This window comes from Hydrogenophaga sp. FG152 (assembly GCF_057809615.1).
This window is the reverse complement of record NZ_JBMDKH010000007.1, coordinates 172,581-190,378: the sequence shown is the minus strand read 5'-3', so window position 1 is coordinate 190,378 and position 17,798 is coordinate 172,581. Positions and strand designations below refer to the sequence as shown.

Below are 17,798 nucleotides of genomic sequence, written 5' to 3'. Positions count from 1 at the left end.
CAGGCCAAACGTTTGTTCACCAGAGACCGCGTAGCTCAGTACAACGAACTCCGCCCCCTTCGGTGGTGAGCCTCAGCCAAGCTGATACTCGACCGCTCCTTCATCCCTAAGGGTGCAGACTGGAGCCCAGTTCACCGCATACCGTCTCGTGAGATTCGTGACGTCATAGCGCATGAATAGCCAAGGTCGTTCACCATACTTTTCTGCAACCTCAAGCGCGCGCTCCTTCTGCGTCACGCTCGCCTGGGATTGCCAAGACACGCAGTTGCGGATGGCAACTTGAATCTGTTCCATAAAGACCGAATCGAAGGTCCAGTGACAAACGGCTGCTTGCAGTCCTGATACCAGGAGAACGGGGACGCGAAGATTTCTTCCTCCCAGCGATTTGTTCAAATGATTCGCTAGGAGGTCAGGCGCACGAATCCAAAACGTCTTGGGAAGTTTTCCGCTGGCAGCTAGGGCTGACACCGACAAGTACACCTCGCAAGTTCGAAGTCCTACCAGTTCGTGAACGCGCAATTGCGGAGGCTGAAGAACAAGATGCTCAAGGTGCGGCTCGAAGTCGTTCGGAAGGAAAACCACCAGTGCGGACCGCGCTGTGTCCTCAAACAAATCCGGAGACTGCAGCATTTCCATAGGGGCAACTGCGCCGTGAGCTGGTGGGCAGAGAGCGAGATGCCGAGTGGGCCATTGTTTGGTGAATGCGCGACGGGTAAGTGTCCGGACTCGTGCAAGACCCGGGATGCTGCTCGCTGGAAACTTGATTGGGACGTTGCGTTCTGTAGGAGTGTGAGGGGAAGGCGAAGTCATTGTCGTGAAGCTCAGATTTGTTGAGGTGTTGCCAGTTGCCCAGCATCTCTGTACAGCTACACGTTTTAGACTTGCTGTTCTTGGGAGATGTCGAGTCCCGCAACCGTCCGTAGAAGTGGTTGAAATGAAAAGGGGAGGCTATGGCCTCCCTGTGGTATGAATCTATTGCGGCCTCGGCGAGGCCGCAGGTTGCGTTAGGTGATGTGATGATTCAGAGCAACTTCGGGCATCGCAGGGTCCGTGTGCTTGGTCTGCAAAAACCCTACGCTGATGTTTGCGAAGGTTTGCCTCGTTCGAGCTCCCACCACCGCTTCCAGAGCTCCGTGCTCCAGCAACGTATGAAAACGCTCCTGGAAGTCGAGCAGATGACCCTCCTTGGCTGAGCTGTCGCGATACGCTTTCTCCAGCACCGGGTTCATCTCGAAGGGGTCACGTCCAATCTGATTGAAACCGTCTGAACCCTTCAGTCTCGCGCGCATGAAGCCGGCCTTATGCCAGGCCATCATCGCGTTGTAGACCTCTGGGTCACCTGGATTGGCGACGTTGCAGTAGTAGTTCCTGCCCATCTGCACGTCGAAGAACAGAACGTCGCAACCGTCGATGGCCATGAGGCCGATGCGAAACCCCGGTTGAGTCACGGGCTCGAAGATAGGAATATCCAAGATGGGTAGATGAGGCGCAGTGGTCAGCCCGCTACGAGTCTCATCATCAAGCTCTAAAGGGTTTAGCAGGCTAACCCTACTGATAAATCGCTCATCAGGAGCAAGGTGTTCTTTTCTCAGAGATTTGGTCTTCACTATCGTTTTCCTTACATGACTGGCCGCTACAAGGGCCATGAACTACTTGTAGCAAACAGCTTTTAAATTTCACGAGATGCTCGGCTGGTCAATGCACGGCTGCCGCCAGAGCATCGCCAATCCGCTTCACGATGCCGGTGACCAAAGCGTTGCCCATAAAGAACGCGCGCTTGGTGTCTGAAACGCCATCAAGAGCGGTGAAGCCTCGCGGGAATCCGTTGAGTGTTTCGAGCTCTTCGGGCAGAAGGCGACGGAGTCGGCCATCGTTTGCCTGAACTACGTGCTTGAATCGTGACGCGGCGCTGCCGCCTTCCGCAGTGATGATGGTCCGCGCCGGCCTGTCCAGCGGGTCCGGGAAGGACATGGCACCCTCGGAGTAGATGTATTCATGGCCTGTGCGCGAAGTGCGCTTTAGAGACTTCCCGCCTTTGAGAAAGGACCACTTGGAAATCTCCTCAGGCGAAATGAAGTACTCAGCAGGAATGCTTTTTTCGCCTGTTGCCTTCACCACATCACCCAGAGTGCGAACTGGGAACGCGCCTTGACCATTGGCGGCATCCGGTACCCGAGCACTCGTCTCCAAAGTCGCTACCTCGCCGTTGATGTAAACGCCTGATGTCAAGAATCGCGTGTCGCCGTTAGCGAGACTGGTGTAGCTACCCTGGGCCTCAAGGGGGTCAGCAGGCAGGCTAAAAGCGGTCAAGGCGCTTTTCGTCTCCCACGGTAGAGCAGCCTTAAGCACGCTTTCGGCAAAGTCCCAAGGTATGTGGTCACTCAACAGAAACGTTGAGCTGCCGACGTTGGCGTCGGCGATGGTCCTGTATGCGCCCGTGCTGTAGTGATGCGCCACGATGAAAACCCGTCGCCGACGCTGTGGAAAGCCGTAGTCAGCGGCGTTGACGACCTGCCACTCGACGGCATAGCCCAATTGGCCAAGCGAAGCCAGGATGATGGCGAAGTCCCGACCACGGCATGCCGTGGGACTTTTAAGCAGACGGTCTACGTTCTCCAGGATGACATGCTTGATGGGCTGTCCAGCCTCCAAGTGCCGCCGTAGCGTCTCGTGGATTGACCACCAAAGAACCCCTTTCTTGCCCTCGATTCCGGCGGTCGCACTGGCAGATTTCGCCACGGAATAGTCTTGACAGGGAAAGCCGCCGACTAGCACGTCTGCATTGGTGGCAAGGAGTTGCGAGAACTTCTCAGAGCTTGCTAATACGTGGTTGATGTCCTCATTGAGGTGACCCTCAGAACCCCAACGGGCGGCGTACACCTCTGACGCGTGTTGTCGTTTTGTGGATGGCTCGAACTGATTCGACCAGACTACTTGAAACTGCCGCTGCCCAGACCCTGCCTCGTCAAGGCCAGGAAAGCCTTCAAGACCACCACGGAAACCACCTACGCCTGCAAAGAACTCAAGCACCCGCAGAGGTGCAGAAACTGACTGTCGCAAAACCGACTCCGCACGGGTCGGTCATGCGAAGTCGCACGGTTCAAACCTCCCGTGCAGCGGTTCAGCGAATTGGGTTTAGCCTTTCGTCAATCGCAATGCTGAAAGGCTTTGCTTTTGTCGGCGGTCTTGAACAAACATCCAAGTCCACAGGGCAATACTCAAAAATCTGGTCTTCTCAAATGCGCCATAGCTGCGGGTTAAATCTACGGTCGGCGATTGCCAGCTTTTCTAGGCGTGACTGCTAGGTTTGGGCTAGGCCAGTGATGCCGAAGTCAAGAGCACCTCTGACGACTGACTTGACCGAAATTGGGGGTGTAGGTTGACAGCTCCTTGTCAACTCGCTGCTTTGCTGCATCAAGGCAGCGATGGAGCTAGCGTGATGAAGACCGTCGGGATATCCAGCGTCCTTGTAGAGCCCGACGGATGGCCTCTACGTGACCTGTGTGCAACCCGACGTTGACGTCGCACAAAACAAGGCATCCCATGAGGTCGATTCGCGAGCCCGCCAATCCCGTCCCTGACAACGTGTCGTCCAAGACCACGAATGGCTCGTCTCTATGATGGTTCAACAGCCAGCGCTCGATAGCGCCCAGCCGCGTTTCCCCCCTGTTCTGGGGAGCGTCCCAGTGCTCGTGGAAGCACTCGGATAGTTGTCGAAGCCCAGTTGCTTGAAAGACTTTCTCAAAGCCTGACCTATCTAGCATCCGAAGCCAGCTTGTCGTGAGCACCACGCGCGGTCGATGTTCTTCAATAGCTGCCAGCAAGGTATCGACGGCACCTTGCGTGAACAACTTTTCCCAGAGGTCCTCCGGGTGAGGCTCAACAATGACGTCATAGCCTCCGTACGGTGCGTTAAGGCATAGCACGTCATCAAGGTCCAAGAACAGCAACGGGCGGGACGAAACAGTTCGTGGCGAGGCGGTTTTGCTGTTTGACATGGAAACTGGTTGGGACGATACAGGTTGACTTCGACGCTGCATTTCCCGCCGAGCCTGCATCGCCTTACAAGCTAGGTCAACTAGCCAATTTTCTAGTATTCAGATTTCTCACGCTGTACGGTCGTAGCTCAAGTGGAAGCTCGCGGGCTAGAGGCATTTGGGCCTGACCTGCCTCAAAAAACTAAGCGGCAACACCCAAGCTGCATGCGCGTCTCAAAACACGACTTAACTCCGCCCAGCTGTCTCACAATTCAATGCAATATGCCGTATAGGTCGGTCGCTTGGCTGCTGGCCAGCTAGTCCTGGCTCAAGGCTCACCGCTCAAGTCGACCTTCGTGCCGAGACTGAGTCACTCAACGAGCGCAGGAGGGAGAGCAGTCCGCTGCTGCATCTCTGGCAAGGTCCTTGGCCTTCGCCACGCACTTCATCCACATCCGCCAAACAATCCGCCAAAACTCGTGCCAAGCACGTCATCGTCCACGGCGTGGAAGCAGTAAAGTTTGCGCAAAATCAATGACTTAAAGGCATTGAAACCCCCTGGGTACATCCGCCAGACAATCCGCCAGTTTGCTTGCCAAACCACTCTTACGAGCCTCCGCCAACTACCCGTAGAGGTGCTGGACCACAACCTTTTCCTGGCGCAATGCCGCGTCGTATGGGCAATGGTCAGAGCACAGGACTCGCGACCTCCAAGGTCATGGTTCCACTGTCGAGCCTGGCACCACTACTTGTGCCCAATGTCGGTCGTGCAAGAGCGCATTAGTGTGCACTCCACGGAGTTCAAGGCCACTGGCAAGCCTCCTTGAGCGCCTGGCAAAGTCCTCGTACTGCGGTGCCCGGGCGTCGAGCACACGCATTTGATTCAAGGTCCTTCGGTACTGCTCAAGCATGTTGAGGACATCTGCAGGGAGCTTGTCATAGTCGATGGGGCCGTTCACGTGAACTCCTCCTAATTGTCTCGGCGCTCCCTATGGTGCTAATTGGCACATTCTGAAGGTCTGGGCCAGGGAATCAAGTGGTTGCGGTCCGCCGGCGTAGGCTCCCGGCGGCTATTCTTTCCAGTGCGCGACAGCCCTAGCTCCACTGCTTCACATTCAGCTGTTGGCAAACCTCGAAGGTCTTGAAGGCGAGTCGAGCCTTCATTGCTTCCACTTCCTGACTAAGCGACCCCAACGCTTCACTTAGTTGAGCTCGAGTGACAGGTGACGCTGGACCCACGATGACCTTGTTCAGCCTCATGTCTTGGTCAAACTTCTTGAAGTACATACCCCCATCCTTGGTCGCCTGGTCAAGCTGCACAAACACTCGATGTTCTTCTTCGTACGCCCAGTGCTCAAACTTGATGCAAATCATTCTTTGCAGCCAGTCTTCAGAGAGGTTGCCAGCGCGTCGCATCGCCGCGAGACTTTTGATTTCGGGCCTATCTGCTTGGTAGGTGATGGGCGTTAGATGCTCGTCTGCCACTTCGAAGCCCAGGCAGATTCCTCGATGATGCTCCGCGTAGTGGCTCCATTGCACCGGATTTCTCCAGTTTGCGCTGAAGCAAACAATGCCGACCTTCTGCCCCATTGCCTCTTTGGTGGCTCTCATGGCCCAACGGTCTTCCTTACTATGAAGAGCCGGAGCTGCCCACTCAAAAGGGTCGTTGAGCTTGGAAAGCTCTGCAATCTTCACTCTGCGCTTCTCTATGTTGGAGAGCGCGTGGACGGCCGAGGTGAAGTGATAGACCTGCATTGCTAGACTCGCTCGTGGCTAAAGCTCGAACCATTTCTCATCGGTGGCCATAGCCCGCATGATGACAACCCTATCCCATTGCGCAGGCCGCTTGATGTTCTCCATCAGCTGCGCTTTGTCACGTGCGTCGAGCTTCATTCCCGTGGTGTTCACCAAAACCAGCCAGCTCTCCATGTAGTCAACGGGGCACCGAGCCCTCTTCTTTGCTTTCTCTACGGCGCAGCGCTCGATGTTTTGAATGAACTCAGCGACGACGAAGCCTCCCGACTGCTTGTCGAGCATGCCTCCAAGACGGAAGAATGACGCCAGTCGGTCTGACGCGGCAATGACTTCAAGCTCAAAGTGCGAGTCCTCGTAGAGCAAGCGATTCGTTTTGAAATTCAACGCCTTGAAGTCGAGCATTGCCGCCTTGAGTTTTGGAATCAGGACTTTCCATGGCGGCACAGGGCGTGAGAAGCGGTAGCAGACAAACCAGCTTGTTCCATCACCTTCGCCGAGCTCCTCGCAGAGCTTCTCCATCCTGTGCCGCACGCGGTATGCGGCATCCTGCAGGTCCTCGGCCACGCCATCATTCAAGTGATGCTGGTCGAGTCGGCGTACTTCGACTGCTACGTTTCCTTCAACGCTGAAGTCGGGATAGGTGGAGGTGCCGTTGGGCTCATAGCAAATCGAACTGCGCCCTTCTTCGACTAGAAACTCATGCGCCAGTTTTTCAGCTGCGTCCATAGCACCTCTTCGAACCAGTGTGCACGGGGAGCTCAGTGAGCTGCAAGCGGCCTCAAACTCTGGCTCGTACGACGGGCAGAGACTCAGCCCGGACGCTGTGAAGTGGGAGCGTCACCAGCTGCTTTGCTGATGCGCTCTGCAGCCGCCCATAGATGGTCCACAGGGCACATCAAGGCGTTCGCCAACTTGCCTAAGGTGTCAACGGAGACAGTCACCTCGCCTCGCTCTACGCGGCCTACAAAGTTCCTGTGAAGACCTGTAGCCGTGGCTAGGTCGCCTTGGCTGATATCAAGGGTCAGACGACGCTCCTCGACGGCGACACCAAGCGCTTTAGCCAACTCCATGTTCGAACGAGCTTCCTTTAGGCAACGCACGCCTTACTCGACTCAAAGGCGTGTCCGTTAGCGCTGGAATTTACCTTTGAACCCTCCAATCACGAGAAGTGTTCATTTTTCGTTTTTTGAACCCTATAATGTTCATATTCTTTAAAATGAACACTCATTGATGGACGCTGTAACGAACCAGGTGCTACGGACGAGGGAGCGAGACTCGCGTGAGCCTGAGCGCCCTGTTCGTGGTTCGCGCTACTGGTCGACCGTCGAGGTGCCAGGCGATGTCTTCTTCATGGTGGAGTGCGCGGTATCCACGAACGCCGAGGGAACTCGTTTCGAGGTCAAGCGACAAATCGCAACGGACTTCTGGGTAGCGCGCGACATTTACGCCCGAACCGCCAGTGAGTGGGCTCACATCTACGCGTACATACGAGAGCCGTCGATATTTGGTTCAGGCCACACTTTCCAAAAGGTGGTGGAAGTCAGTCAGGTGGGCACTAGAGACCGCCTGCTGTATCGATTTGAGTCAGGGCTGATGGTGCAGGTCGCTGGCGGGAGCATTTCCCATGGGGCACCGCTGCTGGATGTAGTGCGCAAGGTCTTTCCCATTTCGTAATGGTCTCGCCTCGAAGCCTGTTGCGTGCCTTTGATGGTCTTTGAAGCCCAACTACACCGCCATGAAAAAGCCGCCCGCCAACCCTGAGCATCCAAAGCCGCTCGCGTCGATGGCTGGTACGTCGCCCAAAGTCCTGACGAGCTTGATAGGGGGCGTCTACGTCGAAAACAGCCCGGTCGACACCATCCGTCAGGCGGCGTGCCTCGACCTTCTGAATCAGCTTGAAGACTACTTTGCCCGCAAACAGCGGGAAGCTGCGGCCGGGGGGAAAACAGTCACAAGAGCGCAAGTCGTCGCTGCAGTAAAGCGCAAGAAGGTCCAATGGGGACTCTCAGATGCCGAAGTGCTGTGGGTTGTCGCTCGAATTCCAACCGAGTTCGCCCCTGCCCAAGGCGAGCCGATTGGAAGCGCACCAATCGCACCTCCGAGAGGAGAGATGTCATCTCACTCGCGCGTGCGTCGCTTGCTCGGACGCAAATGACAACACCGTCATCTCCAATCGAGTGGGCGGGACGGAAAGTGTCATGAACGAGGCGCCGCGTGCACATACCGCCGCCATTTCGCCCCCACCACCTGCCTGAGCTATGCGCCGTGCGCAGACGAGATGGGCACACTTCGGAAGTGAGCGATGACAGTACCCTTTGAGAGAACCCGCGCCTTGTTGCTCACGAGAGAGATGCTGCAACGACTGGCCAGTTCCAAGGATTCGGCACAGGTACCCGTCTCGCTGCGAGATGAAGCCGCCGCCCTGCTGCGTCACTACCCGACTTATGCGGACATTGAGCTTGCACATCAAGCGCATCCCGAAATCTTCGGGCCAGTGCCCCCATTTAGCCGCTTGAGTGGCTCGGCGACTGTTCGTGGGGTCATTGATGGAAGCCAGGGTGGCTCTTAAGCATCAAGTGAGCCTGATGTCGCCACGACTAGCCAGCTTCTAGCAGTCACATCTGACGCCTTGCGGTCGCAGCACCAGAAGGAGACTTCCAGATTGGCCCAACCCTGGTGCCAAGGGAGCGACTTGCGAAATCTGCTCACGTTGTATCAATGAATTTGAGAATTCTCAAAATCGTTGATACAACGTGAGAATGCCTCGGGTGCGAACTTGGGACTGCACTTAAGCTCAAGGCACGGAGGCCGACAGGAAGTCGTTTGCTATAGTGAATCTAACCATGAAGACTGACACATCCAACATGAGTGCAGCGGAGCTGCGCGAAATGGCTGCCTCGTTGATACGGCAGGCTGAAGAGCAAAGCACCAGAGAGTTTGAGAGCACCATGAGCTTTCTCTCAGACAAGCTGAAGCACATGGGTCGAACCAAGAAGGACGCTGTCATTCACCTGCTGAAGATGATGCGTAGTTCTGAAATGGAGGACACGCTGGCTGACCTCGTTGGAGGCTCGCGACGCACATCCAAAAAGGAGCGCGCCGATTTGGACTGCGAAGGCAATGCACCCGAAGTCGGCGTGACCTACAAGCTTCCTTCAGGTGACACCTGGACGCGTAAAGGGAAGATTGGAGCCACGAAGCGCGAGTTCGCTTTGCACGCAAAAACCACTACCTGGGCAAAGATGAGGGCGTGAACCCCATTCTTGGAGTCTTCAAAGAAGCGGTCCTGCGAGTGTGAATGACACCTGCAGTTCCAAATTACTGCAGCGTGCAGTCAAACACGCCTACGCACCTGATGCGTCGTCGTCCGATGAGCCCAGGTCGGGAGAAACCAATTTGAGCTGCTGGAGCCGGATAGACATCGCTTGCTCGCTCACCCCAAAGCTCTTGGCGAGCGACGCGACCGAAAGCTCGTCGAACAAATCTCTCTCGAGCGCGGCGCGTGTGACGTGATGTGCGGGCATCAGAAGGCAAGCTGCAAACGCATTGGCTTCTCTTTCTTGCCAGACATCAGTCATTGAGCCTTCTTGCTTGTAGACCGCAGAGCTTGGCTCGCCAACTCGTTGATAGACCCGAATCTGCCGGTCGATGAACATCCGATTGCCACTCTCATCTCGTTCGGCTTCATCGTCGTGGAGCACCAAATGACCGAGCTCATGAGCAACCGTGAACCGCTTGCGATTGGATGGATGTTCCTTGTTCACCAGGACATGCCGCTGGTCCCCCTTGATGATGAGCACTCCAGAGACATCTGATTCCATGTCCTCTTCGTGCACACGCACCCTCAAACTTTCTACGACCTTGTCGACATCCGTCGGTATTGTTAACGCGCCGGCCTGCCGAAGTACATCTTGGGCCAAGCGTTCTATCTGTGCCGGGTTACGGTTGCGTGTCATCGTCGTCCAAGTCTAGGATGGCTGAAATTCTTTGAAGGGCTTTTGGGGGAGCGGTATACGTCCGTCCCCCGTACTCCAACGCGGTACGTTCAGGAAGAGCCTTCTCGCGCTCCACCTCTGAGGGAGACGGAAGGACATCGGCAACATTGGCTTGGAGCGCGTCACAGATCCCGTAGAGGGCGTGCAGACTCACCTTCTGCACACCTTTCTCAATATTGGTGATGGATGTTCGCTCCAAATTTACTAGCGCAGCAAGACCTGCTTGGGTCATGCGCCCTTCGGGCATTTCGAAATCCTCACGCAGCTTGCGTAGGCGTTCGCCAACCAGCCGGTAGAGGCGCGTCTCGTCAATCACGTGCTGCTTCTCCGAAAGTTAAAAAAATTCTATGTGCACCGCACCAGAATGTCAACATCTTTGACATTTGTGCCGCAAGTTGCGTGACAAAGTCAACAATGATGACTCTTGAGTTTGCAAAAACAACATGCTTTGACTAAATACGCGGTTTTGGATAGCATCCATGTGGTTGACGCTGTCGAGCAGAGCCAATATGGTCAATGGCTAAAGTTGCGGCACAAAAAAGGCGCCTAGGCGCCAGAAAGGAAAAAGATGAAGAAGCTGAAATGAAACAAGGGGTCTAACCTGGTTGGATAGACCCCCTGAGTTGGACGCGTGAAACACGAGCCCGGTGTGGTAGCCGCTAGTGTCATCGAGTCCAGCCCAGGCGTCAACCCATCCAGATAAAGGCCTTGAAGGTGGCGGAGTCTTTCTCCGTCAGCAAAAAGTCTTATCTTGAAAAGGAAATGCCATGAAGGCAATCGATATCCACATCGCCGGCGACAAGCTGGAAACCCAACCTGGTGCGAAACGCGGCCAGGAACTTATCGACCTGGCGAGCGTTGTCCCGCCCCAGCAGTTGGTGTTCGAAATCGACGGTGACGTCGATATCGCCATCAACCCCACCGACATCATCGTGCTTCGCGGCGGCGAGCGTTTCAGTGTCGGCGATGGAAGTCCGCAGCTTCCCGACAACCCGGTGATGCGCAATCCCATCGGTGCAACGCTTAACGAACAGCCTCTGACCGCTTACGGCGGCGGGCGGCAAGGCAAGGCCTCTGTTGCTGAGCTCTTGACATGGGCAGGGGGTGGAGAGCAAGACATCTGGCTTGACCTGGATGGTCTGGCCGACGAGTTGCTGCTGCCCACGGACCGTGTGGTGCTTCAGCCGCAAGACGACTTCATCTCTGTGCCTCGCATGGAAGAAGACCGCGTCTACGAGGTCACCGTTCTCTTGGATGGAGAAGCCAAGGTGCGGCGCTTCCCTGCAGCTTTGACCGTATTGCGGGCCATTCGCCAGAGCTTGCCCCCGCGTGACCGGCCCAATGCACATGAGTTCGACATGGTCGACGGCAATCTGGGGACGAGCCCGCTCGACGTAAACGCAACGCTGAAGGCAGCGGGTGTGCGTGACGGGCATGTGCTGTCGATTACCAAGAAAAACGGCGGCGGCGGATGAGCGCGGTGGCCATCGTCCATCCCGCGCTGGCCAAAGCCAGTTTTGAGATGACGATACGGCCGCTGCTCACTGGTCGGGAACAGTATGCATCGGTGGGGGTTCGCCTTGCCGACTACGCGTTCCCGTATCTAGACGTAGACCTGGATTGGCCGGCCCAAGGGCGGACCATCCGGCTTCGTGTAGACGGTACGGATTACCCGTACCGACCGGTGGGCGGTTGGTGGGTAACGCCGTCTGGAGAGCGCATGTTGTCTGGACGCCAGCAGATTCCTGTCGGCCTTGGTTTTCACGCTAGCAAGGAAGACCAGCGACCGTGGCCATGGTTCTGCTTTCTAGGCTGGAGGGAGTATCACGACCACAGCAGCCATCAGGACACTTCATGGGCCTCCGTTCGTGAGAGCGGCAGATTGAGTGTGCTGCAACTCGTCATCCAACTTCAGGTCGACCTCAACAAGCCAGGGGTATCACTAGCATGAAGATTCAAAAGTGGAAACTGAGCCTGGACGTCATAGGCCAGACGGAGAAGGCATTTCTCGTGGGTGCGCACGAGGTCTTTGCCATCTGGTCTGCCGCACACGTTGCTAACCAGCATGTCCAGAACTTGACAGTAGACGGCTGCATCGTGCCTGCACAGACGCCTGGATTCGAAGCCGATGGCGTATGGGTGCACATCGCTGGCAGTGAGCTACAGCGGATCCAGCTCGAAAACTTCAAAGCGGGGAGGCGCAGCGTTATTCAGCTGCATACCCACCCTGGTGCTGATGTGCGAATGTCCCGTCTTGACCGTCAATGGGAAGTCGTCCGTCATGTCGGAGCCCTGAGCATCATCGTTCCGCACTACGGTCGCTTTGGACTTCAACTGGGCGAAGGTGCCAATGTTTACGAACGCGAAGAGGATGACTGGCGGTTGTGGTCAACGGTCGAAGCGCGGGATAGGTTGGTTTACTCATGAGCGCGACTGAAAAAAATCGCCAAGCCCTGGTGGCGCTATTCGGCAGTGACAAACTGGTCGCCATGTTGTCCGGGAAACGCATCGCAATCACGTTGCCTTCTGCCAGCACACCCCCAAGCGCCATGCTTCTTGCCACCGTGCTCTCGGACACGCTAGGGAGGCTCTGGCCCAACCTTGACTTCAGCGGTGAGCAAGCTGAAGTCGCCTTAAGCGTCAGCGAAGAGGCCGCGCGTTCTGGCGGTGCTCCTACAAACGGGCTGCGTGTGGCTTGGGAGCCGCCGTATGACATGGTGGTGAGTATCGGGGTGCCCGCGCCCCAAGCAGCTTCGCCCTCCATCCAAGTGGGGGCCGATGGCTGGCACGTGGCGTTTGGTGAAAGCGCCGCATGTGGAGATAGCTTGAACCCCGTTGGGCCTGCGTTCGCTGCGGGTCTTGCCGCAGCGCAAGTCTTTCGAATCTGCTTTGAGAGCGAGCTTGCGGGTTACGGAGCAAAGCCCTTGGGCAACTGGTCGACTGATGTGCGAGAACTGTTCAATGCGCGGGGTCTCGAGCTCGCGGACATGGACTTTGGGGAAACGCATGTGTTTGGTGTTGGTGCCGTAACCCACGGGATGGCCTGGCTGCTGGAGAAATGGCCCAGGAAGGTTACCGGGGACTTGAACCTCGTCGACAGCGACAGCTACGGGTCGGGCAATGGTCAGCGTTATGCCTTTATGAGACCGGGGAGCGCGGGGACGTCAAAGGTCGAGGCAATCGCGGAGCGTTTGCGCGGGCACGCGCAGCTGACAGTGACGCCTCACAGCAAGGATATGAACACCTATTGCCGAGACCAAGGTTACAAGCGACCCCTCGAGCGCGTTGTCACCGGCTTGGACTCCGAAGAGGCTCGTCGACAGGCTGCATTGAAGTGCCCGAAACGCACTATCAATATGTGGACGAGCGAGAGCTACATCGGCGCAGGACAGTATGTTCCAGGCCAAGGACGCGGATGCCTCTTTTGCGCCTACCCTGAACCTGTCGACAACCCAATGGATGAGGTGGCAAGGTTCCACAGGCATACGGGATTGAATCCAGAAGTCGTTCGCGAACTGCTTTCCTCATCTCGGGAGCTCACTGCTCAGGAGGCGCTCAAGGTCTCAACAGAAAAGGGCATACCTCTCGAGCGCATACAGGGTGAACCCTTGCGCTCTGTCTTGCCCGTGCTTTGTGCAACAGGTCGGGTTCTTCGAGACGATGCTAAGGGCGCCGTCGATGTGCCGTTCTCTTTCTCTTCGCTCTTGGCCGGTGTTGCCGGATTCATCATGCTATTGCGCGATGTTCAGTTGAGTGCTGATATCAGTGAGGGCTGGAATCAACATGTGTTCAAAATACCATCGCCCCTCATGATGAGTCCGCAGCGGCGGCACCTTCGTTGTGTGCGCTGCACTGCGGCCGAGTTGCTCCAGGACACGCCCGCCCAGGATTAGTGGCAAATGGCAAATACCGGCAAACCGATCACGCGGCGGTTGTGCAACGGGCTCGGCTTGCCGAATGCGGAGTCCGCTGATGGCACGAAAAGAGGGTTGAACCGCACACTTGTTGGCTCCGAAGGTCGCTGCGCCGCTCATCCGAAGTGACAACCCCACAGCTTGTACCTGTACCTACTACAGGTTTTAGCATCGTTGCATACAGGAATGCGACGATGGCAACAAGCAATCAACCCCACTCTTCAGGCTCCAGTGCCTGGGCCCTGAAAGTCCCGCCTCTAGCGTTGGCGGGGATGATTGCTGTGCTCATGTGGGCTTTGCCTGCCGGGATGCTCCTGCCGAGACTGAGCCAAGGCCAGGAAGCGCTTTCAGCCGCCATCGCGGGCATTGGTCTGGCCATTTGCCTCGCAGGCGTGGTCGTTTTCCGCCAGTCCCACACGACGGTCGACCCCCGCACGCCCGCTGCGGCGTCCTCACTGGTCGTCGTCGGCGTCTACCGATACACCCGCAACCCCATGTACCTGGGCTTCCTGCTGGTGCTCCTCGCACTCGCGCTGTACCTCGGCAAGCTGACCGCATTTGTCTTGCTGCCGGTGTTTGTGTTCTACCTCAACGAGCTGCAAATCAAGCCCGAAGAGACAGCCTTGCGTGCACGCTTCGGCGCCGACTTCGACTCCTACACCGCCAGCGTCCGCCGTTGGCTCTGAATCCATCCACCTATCAAGGACCACCATGTCTCCAAGCCAGAACCTCCAAACCCTCACGCTGCCGGTTAGCGGCATGGACTGCGGTGGATGCGTGCGCAGCGTTGACAAGGCCGTTCGCGCCTTGCCCGGTGTCTCCGAAGTCCAAGTCTCTCTTGAGTCTGCCAACGTAGTGGCTCAAATCGACCCGGCACGCGTGACCCGCGAGGCGCTGGTCACCGCCATCGAGGAGGCCGGATTCGACGTTCCCGCCGCGCAGCCATGATTCAAACGCTTGAGTTGCCGGTTGCCGGCATGGACTGTGCCGCTTGCGCCCGCAAGGCGCAGCGCGCACTGATGAAGGTGCCAGGCGTGCAGAACGCGGACGTGCTGCTCAATGCAGAGAAGGCGGTCATTCAGTTCGACAACGGCTTGGCGACTCCTGATGCACTGCGCGCCACCATCGAGAAGGTGGGCTTCTCCGTACCGCAACCGGTTGCCGCCTCGGCTGACGCTGAGCCGTCCCATGTGCTGCAGGCCAAGGCCCTGCAACGCCAACTCTTCGCCACCCTCGGCATCCTGTTCGGTGCCATCCTGTTCGTGGTGGTGATGGGCGAAGGCCTGGGACTGTTCGATGCCATCACGGCCCGTGTACCTTGGTGGGCCGGCCTCGCGGCTGTCCTGGCGTTTGGCTATCCCATCTTCATGGACGTGCTGCGCAGCGCGCTGCGCCGAGAAATCACGAGCCACACACTGATGACGGTGGGCGCGGTTGCCGCCTTGGCCATCGGCCAGTGGGCGACAGCCGCCATCGTCGTCTTCTTCATGCGGGTGGGCGAGTTCACCGAACGCTTCACCAGCGAGCGAGCGCGAAAACTGCTCAAGGAGATGACGGCCCTGGTGCCGGAGACGGCCCGCGTGCTGCGCAATGGCATCGAACAAGAGGTAGCCATCGAAACGGTAGTGCCGGGTGACGTCGTGGTCGTGCGCCCCGGCGAGCGCGTTCCCGTCGATGGCACGGTGATTGAAGGCCAAGCCACCTTCGACCAGGCCGCCATCACCGGCGAGAGCATGCCGGTCGAGGCCGAACCGGGCGACAAGGTCTTCGCGGCCACACTGGCCAAGCTGGGGCACCTCAAGCTGCGAGCCGACCGCATCGGGCGCGACACCACCTTCGGCCGGGCGCTGCAGCTCGTCGAGGACGCTGAGGCCAATCGCGGCAAGGTTCAGCGCGTGGCCGACAAATTCAGCGCCTGGTACCTGCCCGTGGTGGCCGGCATTGCGCTGCTCACCTGGCTGCTCAGCGGCAACATCCTGGCCACTGTCGCTGTCCTGGTGGTGGCTTGCTCGTGCTCCTTCGCGCTGGCCACGCCCATTGCCATGATGGCGTCCGTGGGTGCCGCAGCGCGGCAGGGCTTGCTCATCAAGGGCGGCAAGGTCATTGAGGCGTTGGTGGCATGCGATGTGATGGTGGTCGACAAGACCGGGACGCTGACCACAGGCAAGCCGCGCATCACCGATGTGGTGACGCTCGGTTCGCTGGATGAGGGTCAGTTGCTGTACCTGGCGGCCACCGCCGAACGCCATTCGGAGCACCCGCTGGCCGAGGCCGTGCGTGGGCTGGCCGAGAGTCGCTCCATCGCGCTGAGCGAACCGGGTCGTTTTGCCGCCATGCCGGGCCGTGGCGTGCGTGCGGTGGTCGAAGGCAAGACCGTGGAGGTGGGCAATCAGCGGATGTTCATTGCGGGGGAAGAACCGGTGGCCGCGCAAGACGTCGCCAGGCGCCTCGAAGCTGAAGGAAAAACCCTCCTGTACGTCGTGGTGGACGGTCAAATTGCGGGCATCCTCGCCGCGCAAGACACCTTGCGTCCGGAAGTGGCCGACGCTCTCGCGGCAGTTCGGGCATCGGGCATCAGCCGCATCGAGCTGCTGACCGGTGACAACGAGCGAACGGCAGCGGCCATTGCAGGACCTTTGGGTCTGGGTTACCGTGCCGGCCTGCTGCCCGAGGACAAGATTCGCATTGTCAAGGAGTTTCAGGCCCAAGGACACAAGGTCGTGATGGTGGGTGACGGTGTGAACGACGCGCCGGCACTCGCCCAGGCCGACGTGGGCATTGCCATGGGCGGCGGCACCGACGTGGCGATGGAAGCTGCCCACATCGTGCTGATGCGCGAGGATTGGCACCTGGTCGCCGAGTCGGTGCACATCGCGCGCCGGACCATGGGTGTGGTGCGGGTCAACATCGGCTTCACCGCGCTGTACAACCTGGTCGGCCTGTCCTTGGCCGCGTTTGGCCTGCTGCCACCGATTTATGCGGCGGCCCTGCAGTCCATCCCTGACATCGGCATCCTGGCCAACTCTTCCCGCCTCATCAGGAACCGCGATGCCTCAGTTGACTGAAGTTGCAGCGCCAGAGGCAGCCAAACCATACTGGCTTGCGCTGTTCGCCGCCTGGCTGGTCGCCCTGATAGCCTCCCTCGCCGTGCTGTTCGTGGGAGAGGTCATGGGCCAGGCGCCATGCAACCTGTGCTGGTTCCAGCGTGCCTTCATGTTCCCGCTGGCCATCGTGCTGGGCGTGGCGAGCTTGCGCTCTGACGCCTCCGCCTGGCGCTACGCGCTGCCCTTGGCTCTGACAGGCTTTGGCGTGGCGCTGTTTCACAGCCTGCTCTACACGGGCCTGATTCCTGAACGCATCACGCCCTGCAGCCAGGGCGTCTCCTGCACCAGCGCCGACATGACCATCCTGGGCAGTCTGCCCTTGCCGATGCTCGCGGCCCTGGCCTTTGGTGCCATTGCCCTGCTGATGCTGCTTGTCCGCTCGAAGGCCCACAAATGAATCGCCGCACCAACATCGTTCTCATCACCGCCGTCGTGGCCATCGCAGCATTCGCAGCGGCAGTCTTCCTCTATCAACGCCACGAGCGCGAGCGGGCCTTCGAACAAGCTCAAGCCCAGCTCGGCATCCTCGTCCGAGACCACTCTCCCATCATGGGGCCGGAAAGGGCGCCGGTCACCATCGTGGAGTTCTTCGACCCCGCCTGTGAGGCCTGCCGGGCCTTCTACCCGTACGTGAAGCAGATTCTTGCCGCATATCCCAAGGACGTGCGCCTGGTGATTCGGTACACGCCGTTTCACCGCGAAGCATCCGTGGTCGGAGTCCAAATCCTCGAGGCTGCGCGAGACCAGGGCCGGTACCAGCCTGTGATGGAGGCACTGTTGGAGGCGCAACCTGTGTGGGCCAGCCACAGCGTGAACGCCATCGGGCGCGCCTGGGAGTACGCCCGGGCGGGTGGTCTCGACATCGAACGTGCTCGTGCGCACGCGGCCGCTGGTTCGGCTGAAAAGATGCTTGAGAAGGACATGGCCGATGTGAAGGCCGTGGGCGTTCGAGCCACGCCCACCTTCTTTGTGAACGGTAAACCCTTGCCAAGCCCAGACCCACGAGTGCTGCTGGACATGGTCAAGGCAGAAGTAGAAAACAAGCGATAGACG

General features: G+C 58.2%; 21 protein-coding genes. 12 read left to right on the top strand and 9 right to left on the bottom strand.

Annotated features, from left to right (window positions below):
• Positions 1 to 72 precede the first annotated feature (72 nt).
• The 7 genes from ACODTB_RS10890 to ACODTB_RS10860 all read right to left on the bottom strand — a co-directional run bounded on the left by ACODTB_RS10890 (position 73) and on the right by ACODTB_RS10860 (position 6,802).
• A complete protein-coding gene (locus ACODTB_RS10890; protein WP_444687867.1) occupies positions 73 to 636 on the bottom strand; it encodes a hypothetical protein in 564 nt (187 codons plus the stop codon).
• Positions 637 to 1,004: 368 nt separating this feature from the next.
• Entirely contained in the window at positions 1,005 to 1,607 is a 603-nt protein-coding gene (locus ACODTB_RS10885) for a hypothetical protein (RefSeq protein WP_444687868.1), read from the bottom strand.
• An 88-nt stretch (positions 1,608 to 1,695) separates the two neighbouring features.
• Complete coding sequence (gene dcm / locus ACODTB_RS10880; RefSeq protein ID WP_488929333.1) at positions 1,696 to 3,030, bottom strand: DNA (cytosine-5-)-methyltransferase; 1,335 nt, start codon at positions 3,028 to 3,030, stop codon at positions 1,696 to 1,698.
• A gap of 401 nt (positions 3,031 to 3,431) precedes the next feature.
• On the bottom strand, positions 3,432 to 3,998 hold the full coding sequence (locus ACODTB_RS10875) for an HAD domain-containing protein (protein WP_488929332.1): 567 nt from the start codon (positions 3,996 to 3,998) through the stop codon (positions 3,432 to 3,434).
• Between the two features lie 1,074 nt (positions 3,999 to 5,072).
• Positions 5,073 to 5,732 (bottom strand): DUF2971 domain-containing protein, encoded by a 660-nt coding sequence (locus tag ACODTB_RS10870; RefSeq protein WP_488929331.1) that lies wholly within the window; start codon positions 5,730 to 5,732, stop codon positions 5,073 to 5,075.
• Between the two features lie 18 nt (positions 5,733 to 5,750).
• Positions 5,751 to 6,458, bottom strand: a complete 708-nt coding sequence (locus tag ACODTB_RS10865; RefSeq protein WP_488929330.1) for a hypothetical protein — start codon at positions 6,456 to 6,458, stop codon at positions 5,751 to 5,753.
• Positions 6,459 to 6,541: 83 nt separating this feature from the next.
• Positions 6,542 to 6,802, bottom strand: a complete 261-nt coding sequence (locus tag ACODTB_RS10860) for a helix-turn-helix domain-containing protein (protein WP_488929329.1) — start codon at positions 6,800 to 6,802, stop codon at positions 6,542 to 6,544.
• A 665-nt stretch (positions 6,803 to 7,467) separates the two neighbouring features.
• Here ACODTB_RS10860 and ACODTB_RS10855 point away from each other — a divergent pair.
• The 3 genes from ACODTB_RS10855 (at position 7,468) to ACODTB_RS10845 (ending at position 8,986) form a co-directional block, all read left to right on the top strand.
• Positions 7,468 to 7,887: a hypothetical protein gene (locus tag ACODTB_RS10855; RefSeq protein WP_488929328.1), complete on the top strand. Its 420-nt coding sequence runs from the start codon at positions 7,468 to 7,470 to the stop codon at positions 7,885 to 7,887.
• Between the two features lie 147 nt (positions 7,888 to 8,034).
• On the top strand, positions 8,035 to 8,301 hold the full coding sequence (locus ACODTB_RS10850; RefSeq protein ID WP_488929327.1) for a BPSL0761 family protein: 267 nt from the start codon (positions 8,035 to 8,037) through the stop codon (positions 8,299 to 8,301).
• A 274-nt stretch (positions 8,302 to 8,575) separates the two neighbouring features.
• Positions 8,576 to 8,986 (top strand): hypothetical protein, encoded by a 411-nt coding sequence (locus tag ACODTB_RS10845; protein ID WP_488929326.1) that lies wholly within the window; start codon positions 8,576 to 8,578, stop codon positions 8,984 to 8,986.
• Positions 8,987 to 9,076: 90 nt separating this feature from the next.
• Here ACODTB_RS10845 and ACODTB_RS10840 read toward each other — a convergent pair whose 3' ends face one another.
• Entirely contained in the window at positions 9,077 to 9,688 is a 612-nt protein-coding gene (locus tag ACODTB_RS10840; protein ID WP_444687878.1) for an ImmA/IrrE family metallo-endopeptidase, read from the bottom strand.
• Positions 9,672 to 10,043: a helix-turn-helix domain-containing protein gene (locus tag ACODTB_RS10835; protein ID WP_444687879.1), complete on the bottom strand. Its 372-nt coding sequence runs from the start codon at positions 10,041 to 10,043 to the stop codon at positions 9,672 to 9,674. The genes ACODTB_RS10840 and ACODTB_RS10835 overlap by 17 nt, the downstream gene beginning before the upstream one ends.
• 451 nt (positions 10,044 to 10,494) lie before the next feature.
• Between ACODTB_RS10835 and ACODTB_RS10830 the strand changes: the two genes are divergently transcribed.
• From ACODTB_RS10830 to ACODTB_RS10790, 9 genes are all read left to right on the top strand, one after another.
• Positions 10,495 to 11,202: a hypothetical protein gene (locus ACODTB_RS10830; RefSeq protein ID WP_444687880.1), complete on the top strand. Its 708-nt coding sequence runs from the start codon at positions 10,495 to 10,497 to the stop codon at positions 11,200 to 11,202.
• A complete protein-coding gene (locus tag ACODTB_RS10825; RefSeq protein ID WP_444691271.1) occupies positions 11,199 to 11,678 on the top strand; it encodes a hypothetical protein in 480 nt (159 codons plus the stop codon). Before ACODTB_RS10830 ends, ACODTB_RS10825 begins: the two co-directional genes overlap by 4 nt.
• Positions 11,675 to 12,154 carry a hypothetical protein gene (locus ACODTB_RS10820; RefSeq protein WP_488929325.1) on the top strand — a complete coding sequence of 160 codons (480 nt, stop codon included), beginning with the start codon at positions 11,675 to 11,677 and terminating at the stop codon, positions 12,152 to 12,154. Before ACODTB_RS10825 ends, ACODTB_RS10820 begins: the two co-directional genes overlap by 4 nt.
• Positions 12,151 to 13,620, top strand: a complete 1,470-nt coding sequence (locus ACODTB_RS10815; RefSeq protein ID WP_488929324.1) for a ThiF family adenylyltransferase — start codon at positions 12,151 to 12,153, stop codon at positions 13,618 to 13,620. The genes ACODTB_RS10820 and ACODTB_RS10815 overlap by 4 nt, the downstream gene beginning before the upstream one ends.
• A 293-nt stretch (positions 13,621 to 13,913) precedes the next feature.
• On the top strand, positions 13,914 to 14,327 hold the full coding sequence (locus ACODTB_RS10810) for a methyltransferase family protein (protein WP_488929323.1): 414 nt from the start codon (positions 13,914 to 13,916) through the stop codon (positions 14,325 to 14,327).
• A 25-nt stretch (positions 14,328 to 14,352) separates the two neighbouring features.
• Positions 14,353 to 14,589, top strand: coding sequence for a heavy-metal-associated domain-containing protein (locus ACODTB_RS10805; protein ID WP_488929322.1), 237 nt, complete (start codon positions 14,353 to 14,355; stop codon positions 14,587 to 14,589).
• Entirely contained in the window at positions 14,586 to 16,706 is a 2,121-nt protein-coding gene (locus ACODTB_RS10800; RefSeq protein ID WP_488929321.1) for a heavy metal translocating P-type ATPase, read from the top strand. The genes ACODTB_RS10805 and ACODTB_RS10800 overlap by 4 nt, the downstream gene beginning before the upstream one ends.
• On the top strand, positions 16,690 to 17,142 hold the full coding sequence (locus ACODTB_RS10795) for a disulfide bond formation protein B (RefSeq protein WP_488929320.1): 453 nt from the start codon (positions 16,690 to 16,692) through the stop codon (positions 17,140 to 17,142). The genes ACODTB_RS10800 and ACODTB_RS10795 overlap by 17 nt, the downstream gene beginning before the upstream one ends.
• Complete coding sequence (locus ACODTB_RS10790; protein ID WP_488929319.1) at positions 17,139 to 17,795, top strand: DsbA family protein; 657 nt, start codon at positions 17,139 to 17,141, stop codon at positions 17,793 to 17,795. The genes ACODTB_RS10795 and ACODTB_RS10790 overlap by 4 nt, the downstream gene beginning before the upstream one ends.
• The last annotated feature ends 3 nt before the right edge of the window (positions 17,796 to 17,798 follow it).

What these genes read in the sequence shown, in the direction of transcription:
- ACODTB_RS10890 (WP_444687867.1), bottom strand. Translation starts at nt 636, where the DNA reads ATGGAAATGCTGCAGTCTCCGGATTTGTTTGAGGACACAGCGCGGTCC.
- ACODTB_RS10875 (WP_488929332.1), bottom strand. Translation starts at nt 3,998, where the DNA reads ATGTCAAACAGCAAAACCGCCTCGCCACGAACTGTTTCGTCCCGCCCG.
- ACODTB_RS10870 (WP_488929331.1), bottom strand. Translation starts at nt 5,732, where the DNA reads ATGCAGGTCTATCACTTCACCTCGGCCGTCCACGCGCTCTCCAACATA.
- ACODTB_RS10865 (WP_488929330.1), bottom strand. Translation starts at nt 6,458, where the DNA reads ATGGACGCAGCTGAAAAACTGGCGCATGAGTTTCTAGTCGAAGAAGGG.
- ACODTB_RS10860 (WP_488929329.1), bottom strand. Translation starts at nt 6,802, where the DNA reads ATGGAGTTGGCTAAAGCGCTTGGTGTCGCCGTCGAGGAGCGTCGTCTG.
- ACODTB_RS10855 (WP_488929328.1), top strand. Translation starts at nt 7,468, where the DNA reads ATGAAAAAGCCGCCCGCCAACCCTGAGCATCCAAAGCCGCTCGCGTCG.
- ACODTB_RS10850 (WP_488929327.1), top strand. Translation starts at nt 8,035, where the DNA reads ATGACAGTACCCTTTGAGAGAACCCGCGCCTTGTTGCTCACGAGAGAG.
- ACODTB_RS10845 (WP_488929326.1), top strand. Translation starts at nt 8,576, where the DNA reads ATGAAGACTGACACATCCAACATGAGTGCAGCGGAGCTGCGCGAAATG.
- ACODTB_RS10840 (WP_444687878.1), bottom strand. Translation starts at nt 9,688, where the DNA reads ATGACACGCAACCGTAACCCGGCACAGATAGAACGCTTGGCCCAAGAT.
- ACODTB_RS10830 (WP_444687880.1), top strand. Translation starts at nt 10,495, where the DNA reads ATGAAGGCAATCGATATCCACATCGCCGGCGACAAGCTGGAAACCCAA.
- ACODTB_RS10825 (WP_444691271.1), top strand. Translation starts at nt 11,199, where the DNA reads ATGAGCGCGGTGGCCATCGTCCATCCCGCGCTGGCCAAAGCCAGTTTT.
- ACODTB_RS10820 (WP_488929325.1), top strand. Translation starts at nt 11,675, where the DNA reads ATGAAGATTCAAAAGTGGAAACTGAGCCTGGACGTCATAGGCCAGACG.
- ACODTB_RS10815 (WP_488929324.1), top strand. Translation starts at nt 12,151, where the DNA reads ATGAGCGCGACTGAAAAAAATCGCCAAGCCCTGGTGGCGCTATTCGGC.
- ACODTB_RS10810 (WP_488929323.1), top strand. Translation starts at nt 13,914, where the DNA reads ATGATTGCTGTGCTCATGTGGGCTTTGCCTGCCGGGATGCTCCTGCCG.
- ACODTB_RS10805 (WP_488929322.1), top strand. Translation starts at nt 14,353, where the DNA reads ATGTCTCCAAGCCAGAACCTCCAAACCCTCACGCTGCCGGTTAGCGGC.
- ACODTB_RS10800 (WP_488929321.1), top strand. Translation starts at nt 14,586, where the DNA reads ATGATTCAAACGCTTGAGTTGCCGGTTGCCGGCATGGACTGTGCCGCT.
- ACODTB_RS10795 (WP_488929320.1), top strand. Translation starts at nt 16,690, where the DNA reads ATGCCTCAGTTGACTGAAGTTGCAGCGCCAGAGGCAGCCAAACCATAC.
- ACODTB_RS10790 (WP_488929319.1), top strand. Translation starts at nt 17,139, where the DNA reads ATGAATCGCCGCACCAACATCGTTCTCATCACCGCCGTCGTGGCCATC.